Source organism: Caulobacter sp. 73W, from assembly GCF_041021955.1.
Lineage (GTDB): Bacteria > Pseudomonadota > Alphaproteobacteria > Caulobacterales > Caulobacteraceae > Caulobacter.
Window position 1 is genome coordinate 3,968,205 of the sequence record NZ_CP158375.1, and the last position, 17,368, is coordinate 3,985,572.

Genomic DNA, 17,368 nt, shown 5'->3' on the forward strand with positions numbered 1-17,368 from the left:
CATGGCTTATCCAATGAAAAATCACCGCGTTCGTCGCGCCGCGCTTTTCTCCGGCTTCGCGCTCCTTCTGGGCTCGACGGCCATGACGGCGCCGACGACGGTCATGGCCCAGGTCCAGCAGACGGGCGTCGTCCAGCGCATCGTGGTGCAGGGCAACGAGCGGATCGAGCAGGGGACGGTCATCTCCTACCTGCCGATCCAGATCGGCGACACGGTCGATCCGGCCCGTCTCGACCTTGCGGTGAAGACGCTGTTCCGCACCGACCTGTTCGCCGACGTCGGCATGCAGATGCAGGGCACGGACCTCGTCATCCAGGTCGTCGAGAACCCGATCATCAACCAGGTCGTGTTCGAGGGGAACTCGGCCATGAAGGAAGACAAGCTGCGGGATGAGGTCACCATCCGTCCGCGCGGCATCTTCACGCGCGCCAAGGTCCAGCAGGATGTCCAGCGCATCATCGAACTCTATCGCCGTTCGGGCCGCATCTCGGCCACGGTGACGCCCAAGGTGGTCGAACTGCCGCAAAAGCGCGTCGATCTGGTCTTCGAGATCAACGAAGGCCCGAAGAGCGGCGTCCTGAACGTCAATTTCATCGGTAACCGCGAGTACTCGGACAACGATCTGCGCGACGTGGTGGTGACCGAGGAAAGCCGCCTGCTGAAGTTCTTCTCGTCGAACAACAACTACGATCCTGACCGGATCGAGTACGACAAGGAACAGCTGCGCAAGCACTACCGCAACCGCGGCTTCTACGACTTCCGGGTGATCTCGGCGGTGGCCGAGTTGTCGCCGGACAAGAACGGATTCGTGATCACCTACACGATCGACGAAGGCGAAGAGTACAAGTTCGGCAAGATCACGGTCGATACCGAGAACAAGAAGCTGGACGGCCAGATTCTGCAGGCGATCCTGCCGATCCGCTCGGGCGAGCTCTACGAAGACCAGCGCATCGAGCAGGCGACGGACTCGCTGACCTTCGCCGCCGGCGCCGCGGGCTTCGCCTTCGTGGACGTCCGCCCGCGCTATACGCCGAACCGCGAGAACAAGACCGTCGACGTGACCTTCCTGGTTCGCGAAGGTCCCCGCGTTTACATCGACCGCATCGATATCGTCGGCAACACCCGCACCCTGGACACGGTCGTCCGCCGCGAAATGAACGTAGCCGAAGGCGACGCATATAACCGCGTACTGGTCGACCGTTCGCGTAACCAGATCCGCGCCCTTGGCTTCTTCAAGGACGTGACGATCGACGAGCAGCCCAGCGCCCAGCCGGACCGCACCACGCTGCGCGTGCAGGTCGAGGAGCAGCCCACGGGCGAGCTGTCGTTCAGCGCCGGCTACAGCTCGGTTGAAAAGGCGGTCATCGACCTCGGCATCACCGAACGGAACTTCCGCGGCCGCGGCCAGAACATGCGTGGCCGTGTTTCGGTCGGCTCTCTGCGCCAGCAAGTGGACTTGGGCTTCACCGAGCCGCGCTTCATGGGCCGTGATCTGCGGGCCGGTATCGACCTGTTCTCGTTCCGCTACGACCTGAGCCAGTTCGCCGCCTATGACACCAAGTCGCTGGGCGGCACCCTGCGCGTCGGCTTCCCGCTGACCCAGAACGCATCGATGACGATGCGCTACCAGTTGAAGACCGACGACGTCATGATCGGCGACGACTTCTGCTCCGCCGGCTCGGTCTCGCAGATTCTCTGCCGCCAGCGTGGTTCGTTCGTGACCTCGTTGATCGGCTACGGCCTGCGTCTGGATCGCCGTAACGACCCGATCAATCCGACGCGCGGCTGGTACGGGGACTTCACCCAGGATCTCGCCGGCTTCGGCGGCGACATGAACTACCTGAAGACCGAAGTCGGCGGCGGGTGGTTCCACGGGTTCAACAAGGACTTCATCCTCAGCTTCGTCGGCACCGCCGGCTATATCGAGGGTTGGAGCGGCGACAGCATCCGGATCAACGACCGCTTCTACAAGGGCGGCAACTCGTTCCGCGGCTTCGAGATCGCCGGCATCGGCCCGCGTGACACCTCTGGCAACGACGACGCCCTGGGCGGCAAGGTCTACGCCATCGGCACGCTGGAGCTGACGATCCCGACCTATCTGCCCGAGCAGTATGGTATCAAGGCGTCGCTGTTCAGCGACTTCGGCACCGTCGGGATGCTCGACGACGAGGACAAGCAGGAGCGGGCGGGCGTGTTCGACCCGTTCATCAAAGACGACCTGTCCTTGCGTGCCACCGCGGGGGTCAGCATCCACTGGCGCTCGCCCATGGGCCCCATTCGTTTCGACTTCAGCCGAATTTTGGCCAAAGAAGATTACGATAGGACCGAAACGTTCCGGTTCTCCACCTCCACAAGGTTCTAAACTCCATGACCTTCCGCAACATCGTCGCGACCGCCTCCGGCGTGGTCGCCGGTCTCGCCATCGCGTCGAGCGCGCTGGCTCAAGCCCAGGCTCCGGCCGCCGTGCCGGCCGCTCCGGCCATGACCCATGGCGCCGCCATTCCCGGCGTCTGCCTGTTCTCCAGCGCCGCCGTGGTCGCCAACTCGGCTGTCGGCAAGGCGGTGAACACGCGTCTGCAACAGATCGCCACCCAGGTTAATTCCGAGCTGACGAGCGAGCGCACCGCGCTCGAAACCGAAGCCAAGACCCTGGAGACGCAACGCGCGACGCTCGACCAGAACACCCTGGAGCAGCGCGCCTCCGCCCTGCAGGTCAAGGCCAACGCCTTCGAGCGCAAGGCCCAGCTGCGTCAGCGCGAAGTGGCCGCCACCGAGCAGAAGGCGCTGAACCGCGTCGCCACCGAAATGAACCCGGTCGTCCGTCAGGTTTACCAAACCCAGAAGTGCGCCGTTCTGATCGATCAGAACGCCGTGCTGGTCGGCAACCCGGCCATGTCGATCAACGACCAAGTGGTTCAGGGCCTCAACGCCAAGATCCAGACCTTCACTTTCGATCGCGAACGTCTGGACCAGCCGGCCGCGGCTGCCCAAACTACGCCGTCTACGCGTAAGTGAGTCTCGCCCGCGCCGCGGCGCGGGATGTAAGAGACGGATCGAGAACAGCCATGCCGGACCCGCGTTTCTACCAGGACCTGGGTCCGGCCAAGCTTTCGGAGCTGGCCAGCCTGACGGGTGGCCAGCTTCTTTCGTCTGAGGCCGGGGATATCGAGATCCGCGCCGCGGCCCCCCTCGGACGGGCGGACGCCGCTGGCATTGGCTTCTTTTCCGACAAGCGCTACGTCGCTGACCTGAAGGCGACCAAGGCCGGCGCATGCTTCGTCACCCAAGCCATGGCAGGTGAGGTCCCCGAAGGCTGCGCCGCGGTCGTGGTTGATCGGCCCCAGGTCGCCTGGGCCGCCGCCGCATCGCGCCTTTATCGCGCAAAGACCTTCGAAGCCGGCGCACCCGCCATTCATCCCACGGCGAAGCTGGAAGAGTGCGTTGAAGTCGCCCCCGGCGCGGTGATCGGCGCGGAGGCCCAGATCGGCCGGGGCACGCGCATTGGCCCCGGGGCGGTGATAGGCCCCGGCGTCGCCATCGGTCGCGACTGCGAGATCGGCGCTCGTACGGTGATCGGCTTCGCCCTGATCGGCGACCGCGTGCGCATCTACGCCGGCGTCGTGATCGGTGAGCCGGGCTTCGGCGCGGCGGTGAGCGCGGCGGGGATCATCGACCTGCCGCAACTGGGCCGCGTGCTCTTGCAAGACAATGTGACGGTCGGCGCGAATACCTGTATCGACCGCGGCGCCTATGACGACACGGTGGTGGGTGAGAACACCAAGATCGACAACCTCGTCCACATCGCCCACAACGTCCGCATCGGCCGCAATTGCGTGCTGGCGGGCTATACCGGCATTTCCGGCAGCACCGTCGTCGGCGATGGCGTGAGCATGGGTGGTCAGGCCGGGGTGGCGGACCATCTGGTCATCGGCGACGGCGCGCGGATCGGCGCGGGCGCCGGTGTGATGAAGAACGTGCCGGCCGGCGAGACCTGGGGCGGATTTCCCGCCCAGCCGATCCGACAATGGTTGCGGGAAACCGCGTGGCTCGGACGCATGGCGTCGAGCCGCAAAGGGGGTGTGGAATGAGCAAAGCTGCGGAAACCGAACAGTCGATCTCCATCGACATCAGCGAGATCCTGGCGCGGATTCCTCATCGCTATCCGTTCCTGCTGGTTGATCGGGCCGAGGACTACAAGGCCAACCAGTCCATCGTCGGCATCAAGTGCGTGACGATGAACGAGCCCTTCTTCATGGGCCACTTCCCGGACAATCCGGTGATGCCGGGCGTGCTGATCGTCGAGGCGATGGCCCAGACCGGCGCCGTGCTGATGTCGAAGTCGTTGGAAGTGGACGTGGAAGGCAAGACCATCCTGTTCATGTCTGTCGATAATTGCCGTTTCCGTCATCCGGTCCGGCCGGGCGACGTGCTGCGCATGGAGGTCGAGGTCGTTCGCGCCCGCTCGTCCATTTTCAAGTTCCGCGGCCAGGCACTGGTGGGCGATAAGGTCGCCGCGGAGGCCGAATTCGCCGCCATGGTCGTAGAGACGCGCTGATGCCCATCGTCCATCCCACAGCCCTGGTCGATCCCGCCGCCCGCCTGGCGGACGACGTCGAGGTCGGCGCCTTCAGCATCGTGGGACCGGACGTGACGCTGGGCGCGGGCGTGAGGCTGATGAGCCACGTGGTCGTCGAAGGCGTCACCACCATCGGTGAGGGCTGCGTCGTGCACCCGTTCGCCAACCTGGGCGGGCCGCCGCAGCACCTGGGTCACAAGGGCGAGAAGACCGAACTGCGGATCGGCGCGCGTAACATCATTCGCGAGCACGTCACCTTCCACACCGGCACGGCTTCGGGCCGGGGTGTGACCACTATCGGCTCGGACGGCCTGTACATGGTCGCCGCCCACGTGGCGCACGACTGCACGGTGGGCGACAACGTGGTCATGGCCAAGGGCGCGACCTTGGGCGGGCACGTGGTGCTGGGCGACTTCGTGTTCATGGGCGGCCTGGCCGCCGCGCACCAGTTCGGCCGGATCGGCCGCTACAGCTTCATCGGCGGCCTGGCGGCCGTGACCAAGGATGTGATCCCGTACGGGTCCGTCTGGGGGAACCACGCCCATCTGGAAGGCCTGAACCTGGTCGGCCTGAAGCGCCGGGGCTTCTCGCGCGAGACGATCAACGCCCTGCGCGCCGCCTATCGCCTGCTGTTCGCCGACGAAGGCACGTTCCAGGAGCGGATCGACGAAGTGGCCGAGAACCACGCCACCTCGGCCGAGGTGATGGAGATCGTCGATTTCATCCGCGCCGACGCCAACCGGCCGCTCTGCCTGCCGGAGCGCGAGGTCTGAGGCCGTGCGCAAGCTGGGTCTGATCGCTGGCGGCGGGGCGCTTCCGGTCGAAATCGCCAACTACTGCCAGTCGGCGGGACGGCCCTTCGCGGTCATGCGGCTTCGCGGCTTTTCGGGACCGGAGCTTCGGGACTTTCCCGGCGTCGACGTCGGCCTCGCCGAGCTGGGCAAATGCATCAAGGCGCTGTGCGCGGCGGGGTGTGAGGCGGTCTGCTTCGCCGGCAATGTCGCGCGGCCGGATTTCGCGGCCCTCAAGCCCGACCTGCGCGGACTGGCGGCGCTGCCGGGCGTGATCGCGGCGGCGCGGGACGGGGATGACGCCCTGCTGCGTCGAATCCTGGCGGAGTTCGAGAAGGAAGGCTTCGCCATCGAGGGCGCGCACGAGGTCATGGCCGAACTGACCCTGCCTCTTGGCCCCCTGGGCCGCTTGCGCCCGCGTGACGCCGACATCGCGGACATCGAGCGCGCGCTGGACGTGGCGCGCCAGATCGGCCGCCTGGACGTGGGGCAGGGCTGTGTCGTCTGTCGCGGCCTGGTCCTGGCCGTCGAGGCCCAGGAGGGCACCGACGCCATGCTGCGCCGTGTCGCCGAACTCCCGGAAGCTCTGCGCGGTTCGACCAGCGCCCCTTGCGGCGTGCTGGCCAAGGCGCCCAAGCCAATCCAGGAAACCAAGGTGGACCTGCCCACCATCGGCGTCGCCACCGTGCAGCGCGTGGCCCGCGCCGGTCTGGCGGGCATCGTGGGCGAGGCGGGGCGGCTGCTGGTGCTCGACCAGGCGGCGGTGATCGCCATGGCCGAGGAACTGGGGGTCTTCATCATCGGGTTGGAGCCCGCGAACCCGTGACCGAGCCGCTGACCGTCATGCTGGTGGCGGCCGAAGCGTCGGGCGACGCTCGCGGGGCGGAATTGATGCGGGCGCTGAAGAAGCGCCTGGGCGCCAAGGTGCGCTTCATGGGCGTCGGCGGCGCGCGGATGGCGCAGGAGGGGATCGATAGCCCCTTCGACATCGCCGAATTATCGATCCTCGGCCTTTGGGAAGGCGTCCGGGCCTATGGCCGGGTCAAGAAGCGGGTCGATCAGACCGCCGCCATGGCGCGGTCTGATCGGCCCGACGTGGCGATCCTGATCGACAGCTGGGGCTTCACCGTCCGCGTGGCCAAGGCGCTGCGGGCGATCGACCCGAACATACTGCTGGTGAAATACGTGGGGCCGCAGGTCTGGGCGTCACGCCCGGGCAGGGCCAAGGTGCTGGCCGGCGCCGTCGACCATCTGCTGGCCATCCACGCCTTCGACGCTCCGCATTTCGAGAAGGAGGGTCTGGCGACCACCTTCGTCGGCAACGGGGCCCTGGCCAAGGATTTCTCCAAGGCCGACCCGCGCCGCCTACGCGAGGTGATAGGAGCGCACGCGGACGAGCCGATCCTGCTGGTCTTGCCCGGCAGCCGGCCAGCGGAGATCGAGCGCGTCATGCCGGCCTTCGAGGACGCCGTCAGCCGTCTGAAGGCCGGACGCCCGGACTTGCATGTGGTGATCCCCGTCGCCTCCACCGTGACGGACGCGGTGAAGGCGCGCGCGGCGGCCTGGCCGTATCGCGTCCACGTCATCGAGGATGAGGCGCTGAAGGACGACGCCATGGCTGCGGGAACCGTGGCCCTGGCCTGCAGCGGCACGGTGACGATCGAGCTGGCCCTGGCCGGCGTGCCCATGGTGGTCGCCTATCGGATCGGGAAGATCACCCATGCGATCCTCAAGCACCTGATCCTCACGCCGTGGATCACGCTGTTCAACATCGCCGCCCGTGAGTTCGTCGCGCCTGAGCTGATCCAGAAGGATTGCACGGGTCCAAAGCTGGCGGCGGAGATTGAAAAGCGTCTCGACGATCCGGGTTTGCGACGAAGGCAGGTAGAAAAGCAATTTGCGGCTCTGGACCTGATGGGTCGGGGCGGTCCTGATCCTGCTGAGGCCGCCGCGAAGGCAATTCTGCGGCTGACTGCCGAGAGGAACTGAACATGCCTACCCAGGCGCCCGTCATCGAAACCGAACGCCTGATCCTGCGGGAGTTCCGGGTCACTGATCTGGACGCCAGCGCGGCGCTCTGGGGCGACGAGACGGTGACCCGCTTCATCGGCGGCCGTCCGCAGAGTCGCGAAGAGGTCTGGCCTCGAATTCTCCGCTACATCGGGCACTGGGCCGCGCTGGGCTACGGCTTCTGGGTGATCGAGGAGAAGGGCACGGGACGGTATCTAGGCGAGATCGGCTTCGGAGACTTCCAGCGCACCTTGGAGCCGTCGTTCGGCGATACGCCGGAGGCGGGCTGGGCCCTGGCGCCTAACGCCCATGGCAAGGGCTATGCGAGCGAAGCCTTGGCTGCGGTCCTGGCGTGGGGCGAACAGCACTTCGGCGCGGATGCGCGGACGGTCTGCATGATCAACATCGACAACGCCGCCTCGGTGAAGGTGGCCGAGAGAATGGGTTTCACCCCCTTCGCCTACGCCACCTATCGCAATGAACCGGTCATCCTTTTCGAGCGCAAACCCAGCTAGCGCAACGGGTGCGACATACGCCCGCTGCGTCCGCATGTGCTTTGTCGCAAAGCCGCGCCTTGAGTTAGACTGGCTTCGCCGCCTGGGGGAGGCTTGAGAGTGCTGCGTGACGACGAGGAACTACGCCGGGGACTGGTCGCCAGTGCGCATGAGCGCCTGCGGCAAGCGCCCGTACGGCTGTCGACCCTCATCGCCATGTCCTGGGCTTTCTACGAGCTGGGCGAGGCCAGGTTCATCCTGCCGTGGCTCGTGGCCAACGTAATCGGCCAAGGGATCGAATTCCTCGTCATGCGTCCGTTCAGGCGTGACCCTGTGCGGGCCGGCGCCTCGGTCGGGCTGCGGATGGCGGCCCTGACCGTGATCACCTTCCTGCCCGTGATCGGCTGTCTGGCGATCTATCACCTGTGGACCCGGGGCGACCTGACCTCGACGACCATGGCCTTGCTGCTGTTGACCGGCGTTGTCCTGGTCAACGCGACCTCGGCCCTCGAATCCCGAGCGGTCTTCTATGTGGGGGCGACACCCTTTGTGCTGACCACCCTGGCCATGATCGTGCATTCAGCGGCGGTGGGGAAAGGCTCTACGGCGATCTTGGCCGTGTGCTTCGGTTTGTTTCTGTTCGGCGCTCACGCGGCCTGGGAGCGGATCTACATGGCGCGCAAGGCCGAGCTCGCCGCTCGCAAGGAGGCGGAGACCCGACGGCGCGAGGCGGAGGAGGCGGTCGCTAACCGCGCCGCCATGGCGGCTATCGTCAGCCACGAGCTGCGCAGCCCCCTGATCACGGTCGCCACCGGCGCCAGCCTGATCGAGGACGGCGTGCCGCCGCACAAGATCACCTCCGCGGCACGGACCATCTCCGATGCGGCCCGCCTGATGGGCAAGTTGCTGGACGACCTTCTGGACCGCTCCAAGGTAGAGGCCCGGGCCATGGCGTTGGACGTGCGCGATTTCGAGCTGGTCAGCAGCATGGTGGATGTCGCCAGGTTCTGGGAGACGGCGGCTCAAGCCAAGGGCCTGGAGTTCGAATTGCCCGACGCCGCGCGTGGACCGATCTGGGTCCAGGGTGACCCCAACCGCCTGCGCCAGATCCTCAACAACTTCCTGTCCAACGCCATCAAGTTCACCGATCGCGGCCGGATCGCCCTGCGCCTCAGCGTGCAGCGTGAGGGGGGATGAAGCAGGTGCGCATCGACGTGATTGATGATGGTCCTGGCGTGCCGCCGGACGCCGTGGAGCGTCTGTTCACGCCCTATGTGCAAGGCGCGGCGCGGACGGCCAAGACCTATGGCGGCACGGGGCTGGGCCTGGCGGTGAGCCGTGATCTGGCCGAGCTGATGGGCGGGCGGGTGCAGGCGCGGGCCGGCACGCCGCGCGGCTCCGTCTTCAGCGTGATCCTGCCAATGCCGGTGGGCCAGGCTTCGGTGGCGCTCCCGGCGGCGTAGGCCGACGTTGACCCCTGGCGCCGTTACGAGCACAACGGCGCTCCTTCGCTCAACAGGATGCCTCTCGTGCAGAATTTCGACGTCGTCGTGATCGGCGCCGGCGCCGCCGGCATGATGTGCGCCATCGAGGCGGGAAAGCGCGGGCGCAAGGTCCTGGTGATCGACCACGCCAGCGCGCCGGGCGAAAAGATCCGCATCAGCGGCGGCGGCCGCTGCAACTTCACCAATCTGGATGTTCGGCCCGAAGCCTATATCTCGGCCAATCCGCGCTTCTGCATCTCAGCCCTGCGCCGCTACACCCAGCGCGACTTCATCGCCCTGGTCGACCGCTACCGGATCGCCTGGCACGAGAAGACCCTAGGACAGCTGTTCTGCGACGGCTCCGCCAAGCAGATCATCGAGATGCTGCTGACCGAGATGGACGCCGCCGGCGTGACCCTGTGGCTGGAGACCGCCGTCCAGGACATCGACCACGCCGACGAAGGCTACGAGGTGCGGCTGAACAAGACCTCCGTCCGCTGCGCCTCGCTGGTGGTGGCGTGCGGCGGCAAGTCGATCCCGAAAATGGGCGCGACCGGTCTTGGCTACGAGATCGCCAGCCACTTCGGCGTGCCGGTGCGTGAGACGCGTCCGGCCCTGGTGCCGCTGACCTTCGATCCGTCGAAGCTGGAGCGCCTGAAGCCTCTGGCGGGCGTGGCGGTCGACGCCGTGGTGACGAGCGGCAAGACCAAGTTCGCCGAGGGCATGCTCTTCACCCATCGCGGCCTCAGCGGGCCTTCGATCCTGCAGATCAGCTCCTATTGGCGCGAGGGCGGCGAGATCGAGGTTTCCATGGCCCCCGGCGTCAACGTGTTCGAGACGCTGAAGGCGGCCAAGGCCTCCAATCCGCGCCAGGCTGTGCACAACGCCCTGACCGCCGTGGTGCCGTCGCGCCTGGCCGATCTGCTGGCGGCGGAAGCTGGGGCCAAGGGCAATCTGGCGGATACGCCGGACAAGGTGCTGCGCGCCATCGACGAGGCCGTGAACCGCTGGCGGGTGAAGCCGGTGGGCTCGGAAGGCTATCGCACCGCCGAGGTCACCCTGGGCGGCGTCGACACCGACGCCCTGGACAGCAGGACCATGGAGGTGAAGGCCGTGCCCGGCCTCTTCTTCATCGGCGAGGTGGTGGACGTCACCGGTTGGCTGGGCGGATACAATTTCCAGTGGGCCTGGTCCAGCGGCTGGGCGGCGGGGCAGGCGGCCTAACGCCTACTTGCCGGCCGACGGCACGTCGTAGGCCGAGACGTGGTTCAGGGCGATCACCCAGCGCCCGTCGATCTTGCGCATCAGGCGGGTGTTGATCCCGCTCATGGCCTTCTGCGGCCTCTCCAGGTGATAGCGGCTGATCAGCTGCGCAGCGTCGGGCGCCAGGAATTCGATGCGGATGTCCGAGAAGGCCAGGGTCCCGCGCGTATCGGCGAAGTCGCCATAGTCGCGGATGTAGTGATCCAGCGTGCCCTGCCAGCCGTCCTGGAACTTCCCGCCGGAGACGAAGATCACGCCGGGGTTCTGGAAGCCGGCCATGTAGCCGCGATAGTCGCCCCGGTTCCAGGCCGCCTGCATGTCGGCGATCACCTTGCGGATGGCGGCGTCCTCGCGGGCTGTGTCAGCCGGCGCCAGGGCCGGCGCGGCGACCAGCGGGGTGGGAAGGGCGGCGATGGCGGCCAAGGCGAGGTTTCGGATCACGGCAGGCTCCCCATGCGAAAACGGCGGCTCCGGATGGAGCCGCCGTGATCATCTTGCCGTCGAGGCTTAGCGCTTGTCGACCGGGATGTAGTCCCGTTGCGTCGCGCCCGTGTAGAGCTGGCGCGGACGGCCGATCTTGCGGGTGGGATCCTCGAACATTTCCTTCCACTGGCTAATCCAGCCAACGGTGCGGGCCAGGGCGAACAGCACGGTGAACATGTTGGTCGGGAAGCCCATCGCGCGCAGGGTGATGCCCGAATAGAAGTCGATGTTCGGGTAAAGCTTGCGGTCGATGAAGAACGGATCGCTGAGGGCGATCTTTTCCAGCTCCATGGCCACTTCCAGCAGCGGGTCATTGATGCCCAGCTGGCCAAGGACCTCGTGGCAGGTCTTCTGCATGACCTTCGCGCGCGGGTCGAAGTTCTTGTACACGCGGTGGCCGAAGCCCATCAGCTTGTACTCGCGCTTCTTCACGCCTTCGATGAACGCCGGGATGTTCTCGACCGAGCCGATCTGCTCGAGCATCTCCAGGGCTTCTTGGTTGGCGCCGCCATGCGACGGGCCCCACAGACAGGCGATGCCCGCCGCGATGCAGGCGAACGGGTGAGCGCCCGATGAGCCGGCCAGACGGACGGTCGAGGTCGAGGCGTTCTGCTCGTGATCGGCGTGCAGGATGAAGATGCGGTCCATGGCGCGGGTCAGCACCGGGTTCGGCTTCCAATCCTCCGCCGGAACGGCGAAGCACATGCGCAGGAAGTTTTCCGAATAGGACAGGTCGTTGCGCGGCGTCACGAACGGCTGGCCGATCGTGTACTTGTAGGCGCGGGCCGCGATGGTCGGCATCTTCGCGATCAGGCGATGAGCGCTTATTTCGCGTTCACGGGCGTCGTCGACGTTCATGCTGTCGGCGTAGAAGGCCGACAGGGCGCCGACGGCGCCGGTCATGACCGCCATCGGGTGGGCGTCGCGACGGAAGCCCTCGAAGAAGCGATCAAACTGCGCGTGCAGCATGGTGTGGTAGGTGATGTTGTTATCGAACTTCGCGAACTCGGCCGCGTTCGGCAGCTCGCCGTTCAGCAGCAGGTAGCAGACTTCGAGGAAGCTCGACTTCTCGGCCAGTTGGTCGATCGGGTAGCCGCGGTGCAGCAGAACGCCCGCGTCGCCGTCGATGTAGGTGATCTTGCTTTCGCAGGACGCCGTAGAGGTGAAGCCCGGGTCGAACGTGAAGGTGTCCGATTCAGCGTACCACTTGCGGACATCGACGACGTCCGGGCCGGTCGACCCCTTCATGATCGGCAGGTCGTACGACTTATCGCCGATGGTCAGGACAGCTTTGTCGCTCATTCCCGTTCCCTCTGTAGCTGTGCCCTAACGGGCGTTTGCGGTGCGTTATAGCGCCTTACTGCGATTGCGAAAGCGCATCCTGAATCCGAACGAGAACTCTCTGTGCGACCGAGCGCCGCAAGGATCTTGGCCAGGTCGGGCGCGGGGGCGCCGCCGGTGAGCACGCCGCGCAAGGCGGGGCCGATCTTTCCCAGGCCGACGCCCTCGGATTCGGCGAAGGCCTTCAGGGCCGGCTCCAGGGTCTCGAAAGTCCAGTCATCGACACCCGACAGGGCTTCTCGCAAGCGCGAAAGGCGACCGGACGTCTCCTCGGTCAGCAGGCCTTTGGTCTTGTCGTCCAGAGCAAACGGGCGGGCCTTCAGCGCAAAGGCGCACTGGTCGGCCAGCTCCAGGATCGTCTTGGCCCGCTCCTTCACAAAGGGCAGGGCGGCCAGCAGCTTTTCCTTGTCGGCGCTTTCGCCGCGCTTGCTCAGGACCTCGGCCGCCAGATCGGCCAGGCGCGCATCATCGGCGGCGCGGATGTAGTGGGCGTTGACGAAGGCCAGCTTGTCCCAGTCCAGCCGCGCGGCGCCCTTGTTGGCGTCGGCGATGTCGAACCAGGACACGGCCTGTTCGTCGGAGAAGATTTCGTCGTCGCCATGGCTCCAGCCCAGGCGGGCCAGATAGTTGCGCATGGCCTCGGGCAGATAGCCCATGTCCTCGAAGTCGCCGACCGCCTGGGCGCCGTGGCGCTTGGACAGCTTGGCGCCGTCCGGGCCGTGGATCAGCGGGATGTGGGCGAAGGTCGGCAGGGTCCATTCCAGCGCCTGATAGATCAGGGTCTGGCGAGCGGCGTTGTTCAGGTGATCGTCGCCCCGGATGATGTGGGTGACGCCCATGTCGTGGTCATCGACCACCACGGCCAAATTGTAGGTCGGCGCGCCGTCCGAGCGCAGCAGGACCAGATCGTCCAGCGCCTTGTTCTGGAAGGTCACATCGCCTTGGACCAGATCGGTGATCAGCGTCTCGCCATCGACCGCGCCTTTGAAGCGGATGACGTGCGGCTGGGAAACGTCGCCGTCGGTGCGGTCGCGCCACGGCGAGCGCAGGGCGTGGCCGGCGGTCTTGGCATTTTCGCGCTCGGCCTCCAGCTCGTCACCGGCCAGCCAGCAGCGATAGGCGCGGCCAGCTTCCAGAAGCTGCTGGACGGCTTCTTTGTGGCGCTCGACGCGGGAGAACTGGAAGACCGGTTCTTCGTCGGCCTGCAGGCCCATCCAATCCAGGCCCTGGAAGATGGCTTGGACAGCAGCATCCGTCGAGCGTTCGCGATCCGTATCCTCTACGCGCAGCAGAAACTTGCCGCCGGTATGGCGCGCATAGAGCCAATTGAACAATGCCGTCCGGGCTCCGCCGATATGCAGGTAACCGGTGGGCGAGGGGGCGAAGCGGGTGACGACGGGAGAGGACATAGGTCTTTCGAACGCTCGGATCAGTGCGCGGCGTCTTAGCACGCGCGTTTAGCGTGATCCTAGTGCGGGTGGCCCTATCGCACTGGTGGGTTAGGCTTCTTTCGTCCGATGAAAATCCGGCGTGCGCCGCGCAAGCCGATCAAAAACTTCAGGAATGTCCTAGTGATCATATGTACATATGGATGGGCGTCGTCGCGCTTGTCCCACAGCCCAAAATAAAACGGCCCCGGGCGCGCTGAGCGCCCGGGGCCGTCAAATCTCAGAAGAGGCGACGATCTAGTGGTAGCGGCGGATCAGGCCAACCAGCTTGCCCTGAACCTGAACCTGGTCGGGACCAAAAATGCGGGTCTCGTAGGCCGGGTTGGCGGCTTCAAGAGCGATGGAGGCTCCCTTCTTACGCAGGCGCTTGAGGGTGGCTTCCTCGCCCATCACCAGGGCCACGACGATCTCACCGGAGGTAGCCGTGTCGCCCCGACGGATGACGACATAGTCGCCGTCCAGGATGCCGGCGTTGATCATGGAGTTGCCCTGGACTTCCAGGACGTAGTGTTCGCCCGCGCCCAGCATGCTTTCCGGCACGGTCAGGCGGTCACGTTCGTGCTGAATGGCCTCGATCGGCACGCCGGCGGCGATGCGGCCCAGGACCGGCAGTTCGCGCACGTCGTTGGCGACCATCGGCTCCGGCGGGGCCAGGTGCGGGGTGCCTTCGATGACCTCGGGGCGGAAGGCGCCGCGGCCCTTGGGCGGGGCGGAGGTGGTGGCCTGCGACGGCAGCTTCACGACCTCGAGCGCGCGGGCCCGGTGCGGCAGGCGGCGTAGGAAGCCGCGTTCTTCCAGGGCCGTGATCAGGCGATGGATGCCCGACTTCGACGCCAGATCCAGGGCTTCCTTCATCTCATCGAAGGAGGGCGACACGCCGGTCTCCTTGATGCGCTCATGGATGAACATCAGGAGTTCGTGCTGCTTGCGGGTAAGCATCAGGTCGCCTCACGGGAGCGGCGGAACAAACCGCCAACACATGAGGATGTTCTCTAGGCGTTCTTAGTTAGTGTCAAGTTAACAAGAAGAACGGAGCGGCAACGGCTCTAGCCCAGGAGCGCCTTGGTCGCGGCGGTCACATCGCCCTGACGCATCAGGCTTTCGCCGACCAGCATGGCCTTGGCGCCGGCCGCCTCCATGCGGCGGGCGTCGTCGGCGGTGAAGAGGCCGCTCTCCGTCACCAGCAGCGCGCCCTGCGGAGCCAGGGGGAACAGACGCTCGGTCACGGCCAAATCGACGACGAAGCTTTTCAGATCGCGATTGTTCACGCCGACCAGGGTCGAGCCCAGCTTGGCGGCGCGATCCATCTCGGCCTCATCGTGCACCTCGACCAGGGCGTCCATGCCCAGGCGCGCGGCTTCGGACATCAGTTCGCCGGCCAGGACGTCGTCGATCATCGCCAGGATCACCAGGATGGCGTCGGCCCCCAGGGCGCGCAATTCGGCGACCTGCCAGGGATCGACCAGGAAATCCTTGCGGATGGCGGGCAGGGCGACGGCGTCCCGCGCGGCGACCAGATAGTCGTCGTCGCCCTGGAAGCTGGGGCCGTCGGTCAGGACGGACAGGCAGGCCGCGCCGCCGGCCTCATAGGCGCGGGCCAGGGCGGGCGGGTCGAAATCGGCACGGATCAAGCCCTTGGACGGCGAGGCCTTTTTGATCTCGGCGATCAGGGACAGCCGGCCGGGAGCATGCTTGGCCTCCAAGGCGGCCTTGAAGCCGCGCACGGGCGAGGCGGCCTTGGCGGCGGCGTCCACGTCGGCCTGGGTGCGAACGGCTTTGCGGCCGGCCACGTCCTCGCGCTTGTAGGCGGCGATCTTGGCGAGGATGTCGGTCATCAGGCGGTCGCTTCGATAAGGGCGGCCAGGGCGTTGCGGGCGCGGCCGTCGTCGATGACGTCGGCGGCGCGCTCCACACCCTCGGCCAGGGTTTCAACCTGCTCACCGACCAGGAAGGCGGCGGCGGCGTTGAGCAGGACGATGTCGCGATAGGCGCCGCGTTTGCCGTCCAGCAGCTCCAGCAGGGCGGCGGCGTTCTGGTCCGGCGTGCCGCCTGTCAGGTCGGCCAGGGCCGCACGGGGCAGGCCGACGGCTTCGGGCGTGATGGTGAAGTGGCGAACGCGCCCTTCGCTCCACTCGCAGACGACGCTTTCGCCCGTGGTGGTCAGCTCGTCCATGCCCGAACCGTGGACGGTCCAGGCCCGGGTCGCGCCGAGCGCGCCGAGGACGCGGGCCAGCGGTTCGACCAGGCGCGGGTCATAGACCCCCAGCACCTGTCGCTTCGCGCCCGCCGGATTGGCCAGCGGGCCGAGCAGGTTGAAGATGGTGCGGAAGCCAAGCTCCGCCCGGATCGGGGTGACGTGCCGCATCGCGCCGTGGTGGGCGGGGGCGAACATGAAGCAGATATTGGCCGTCTCCAGCGCCTTGCGCTGCTGGTCGACGCCCGCGTCGATCTTCACGCCCAGCGCGGTCAGCACATCAGCCGTGCCGGAACGGGAGGAGATGGCGCGGTTGCCGTGCTTGGCGACCTTGAGCCCCCCGCCGGCCGCCACGAAGGCCACGGCGGTGGAGACGTTGTAGGTGTGCAGGCCGTCGCCGCCGGTGCCGCAGACGTCGATCACCTCGAACGGATGGTCCAGCATGGTCGCGGCCCGGCGCATGGCGCGGGCGCAGGCGGCGATCTCGCCGATCGACTCGCCGCGCAGGCGCATGGCGGTCACGGCGGCGGCCACCTGGGCGGCGGTCGGCTCCCCACGCAGGCAGGCGGCGAAAAAGGTCTCGGCGTCGGTTTCCGAAAGGGTCTGACCGTCCGCCAGCTTGGCCAGCAGCGGCTTGAAGGCGTCAGACATAGGTGGTCGGGTTCCGGTTGACGCCCGCCAGGTCGAGGAAGTTGGCCAGCAGCTGATGGCCGCCTTCGGTGGCGATGGATTCGGGGTGGAACTGCACGCCGTGGACCGGGCAAGTCTTATGCTGCACGCCCATGATCTCGCCGTCTTCGGTCCAGGCCGTGACCTCCAGCTCGTCTGGCAGGGTCGCCTTGTCGATGGCCAGGCTGTGGTAGCGGGTGGCCGTGAAGCCGTCCGGCAGGTTCTTGAACAAGCCCTTGTCGGTGTGGCGGATCTGGCTCGTCTTGCCGTGCATGATCGACTTGGCGCGGATCACGTCGCCGCCGTAGGCCTCACCGATGGCTTGGTGGCCCAGGCAGACGCCCAGGATCGGCATGTCTTCCGGCGCGGCGCGTAGAATCGGCAGGCAGATGCCCGCCTGGGCCGGAGCCTTCGGGCCGGGCGACAGCAGGATGGCCGACGGTTTCAGCGCCAGCGCTTCCTGCACCGTCAGGGCGTCATTGCGATGCACGACCGTCTGCGCCCCAAGCTCGTTCAGATAGTGGACGAGGTTGTAGGTGAAGCTGTCATAGTTATCGATGACGAGGATCATGCGGAACGCCTTTCACTCGGGGTGCATGTAGTCCTTCACAGGGC

Annotated in this window: 17 protein-coding genes and 1 pseudogene; 11 read left to right on the top strand and 7 right to left on the bottom strand. The window is 66.5% G+C overall.

Going from position 1 to position 17,368, the window contains the following annotated elements; translation table 11 throughout:
• Nucleotide 1 precedes the first annotated feature (1 nt).
• The 11 genes from bamA to ABOZ73_RS19040 all read left to right on the top strand — a co-directional run bounded on the left by bamA (nucleotide 2) and on the right by ABOZ73_RS19040 (nucleotide 10,579).
• Nucleotides 2–2,362, top strand: coding sequence for an outer membrane protein assembly factor BamA (bamA, locus tag ABOZ73_RS18990; RefSeq protein ID WP_369059656.1), 2,361 nt, complete (start codon nucleotides 2–4; stop codon nucleotides 2,360–2,362).
• 5 nt (nucleotides 2,363–2,367) lie between these two features.
• Entirely contained in the window at nucleotides 2,368–3,015 is a 648-nt protein-coding gene (locus tag ABOZ73_RS18995) for an OmpH family outer membrane protein (RefSeq protein ID WP_369059657.1), read from the top strand.
• Nucleotides 3,016–3,065: 50 nt separating this feature from the next.
• A complete protein-coding gene (gene lpxD, locus ABOZ73_RS19000) occupies nucleotides 3,066–4,088 on the top strand; it encodes a UDP-3-O-(3-hydroxymyristoyl)glucosamine N-acyltransferase (protein ID WP_369059658.1) in 1,023 nt (340 codons plus the stop codon).
• Nucleotides 4,085–4,555 carry a 3-hydroxyacyl-ACP dehydratase FabZ gene (gene fabZ / locus ABOZ73_RS19005; protein WP_369059659.1) on the top strand — a complete coding sequence of 157 codons (471 nt, stop codon included), beginning with the start codon at nucleotides 4,085–4,087 and terminating at the stop codon, nucleotides 4,553–4,555. The genes lpxD and fabZ overlap by 4 nt, the downstream gene beginning before the upstream one ends.
• On the top strand, nucleotides 4,555–5,349 hold the full coding sequence (lpxA, locus tag ABOZ73_RS19010; RefSeq protein ID WP_369059661.1) for an acyl-ACP--UDP-N-acetylglucosamine O-acyltransferase: 795 nt from the start codon (nucleotides 4,555–4,557) through the stop codon (nucleotides 5,347–5,349). The genes fabZ and lpxA overlap by 1 nt, the downstream gene beginning before the upstream one ends.
• Nucleotides 5,350–5,353: 4 nt before the next feature.
• Complete coding sequence (locus ABOZ73_RS19015) at nucleotides 5,354–6,193, top strand: LpxI family protein (RefSeq protein WP_369059663.1); 840 nt, start codon at nucleotides 5,354–5,356, stop codon at nucleotides 6,191–6,193.
• A complete protein-coding gene (gene lpxB, locus ABOZ73_RS19020; protein ID WP_369059665.1) occupies nucleotides 6,190–7,356 on the top strand; it encodes a lipid-A-disaccharide synthase in 1,167 nt (388 codons plus the stop codon). The genes ABOZ73_RS19015 and lpxB overlap by 4 nt, the downstream gene beginning before the upstream one ends.
• A 2-nt stretch (nucleotides 7,357–7,358) precedes the next feature.
• The gene (locus ABOZ73_RS19025) at nucleotides 7,359–7,892 is read left to right on the top strand and encodes a GNAT family N-acetyltransferase (RefSeq protein WP_369059666.1); all 534 of its coding nucleotides are present in this window, start codon (nucleotides 7,359–7,361) and stop codon (nucleotides 7,890–7,892) included.
• 99 nt (nucleotides 7,893–7,991) lie between these two features.
• Nucleotides 7,992–9,068 carry a sensor histidine kinase gene (locus tag ABOZ73_RS19030; protein ID WP_369059667.1) on the top strand — a complete coding sequence of 359 codons (1,077 nt, stop codon included), beginning with the start codon at nucleotides 7,992–7,994 and terminating at the stop codon, nucleotides 9,066–9,068.
• Nucleotides 9,065–9,334: an ATP-binding protein gene (locus ABOZ73_RS19035; protein WP_369059668.1), complete on the top strand. Its 270-nt coding sequence runs from the start codon at nucleotides 9,065–9,067 to the stop codon at nucleotides 9,332–9,334. The genes ABOZ73_RS19030 and ABOZ73_RS19035 overlap by 4 nt, the downstream gene beginning before the upstream one ends.
• A 66-nt stretch (nucleotides 9,335–9,400) precedes the next feature.
• Nucleotides 9,401–10,579, top strand: coding sequence for an NAD(P)/FAD-dependent oxidoreductase (locus tag ABOZ73_RS19040; RefSeq protein ID WP_369059670.1), 1,179 nt, complete (start codon nucleotides 9,401–9,403; stop codon nucleotides 10,577–10,579).
• Between the two features lie 3 nt (nucleotides 10,580–10,582).
• Here ABOZ73_RS19040 and ABOZ73_RS19045 read toward each other — a convergent pair whose 3' ends face one another.
• The 7 genes and pseudogenes from ABOZ73_RS19045 to ABOZ73_RS19075 form a co-directional block, all read right to left on the bottom strand.
• Nucleotides 10,583–11,059, bottom strand: coding sequence for an SgcJ/EcaC family oxidoreductase (locus ABOZ73_RS19045; protein WP_369059672.1), 477 nt, complete (start codon nucleotides 11,057–11,059; stop codon nucleotides 10,583–10,585).
• A gap of 66 nt (nucleotides 11,060–11,125) precedes the next feature.
• A complete protein-coding gene (gene gltA, locus ABOZ73_RS19050; RefSeq protein ID WP_369059674.1) occupies nucleotides 11,126–12,403 on the bottom strand; it encodes a citrate synthase in 1,278 nt (425 codons plus the stop codon).
• 55 nt (nucleotides 12,404–12,458) lie between these two features.
• Nucleotides 12,459–13,851 (bottom strand): annotated as a pseudogene (gene gltX, locus ABOZ73_RS19055) (glutamate--tRNA ligase).
• Between the two features lie 276 nt (nucleotides 13,852–14,127).
• Nucleotides 14,128–14,829 carry a transcriptional repressor LexA gene (gene lexA / locus ABOZ73_RS19060; RefSeq protein WP_369059675.1) on the bottom strand — a complete coding sequence of 234 codons (702 nt, stop codon included), beginning with the start codon at nucleotides 14,827–14,829 and terminating at the stop codon, nucleotides 14,128–14,130.
• A 107-nt stretch (nucleotides 14,830–14,936) separates the two neighbouring features.
• Nucleotides 14,937–15,725, bottom strand: a complete 789-nt coding sequence (gene trpC, locus ABOZ73_RS19065) for an indole-3-glycerol phosphate synthase TrpC (protein ID WP_369059676.1) — start codon at nucleotides 15,723–15,725, stop codon at nucleotides 14,937–14,939.
• On the bottom strand, nucleotides 15,725–16,735 hold the full coding sequence (gene trpD / locus ABOZ73_RS19070) for an anthranilate phosphoribosyltransferase (RefSeq protein ID WP_369059677.1): 1,011 nt from the start codon (nucleotides 16,733–16,735) through the stop codon (nucleotides 15,725–15,727). Before trpD ends, trpC begins: the two co-directional genes overlap by 1 nt.
• Nucleotides 16,728–17,324: an aminodeoxychorismate/anthranilate synthase component II gene (locus tag ABOZ73_RS19075; RefSeq protein ID WP_369059678.1), complete on the bottom strand. Its 597-nt coding sequence runs from the start codon at nucleotides 17,322–17,324 to the stop codon at nucleotides 16,728–16,730. Before ABOZ73_RS19075 ends, trpD begins: the two co-directional genes overlap by 8 nt.
• Nucleotides 17,325–17,368 lie beyond the last annotated feature (44 nt).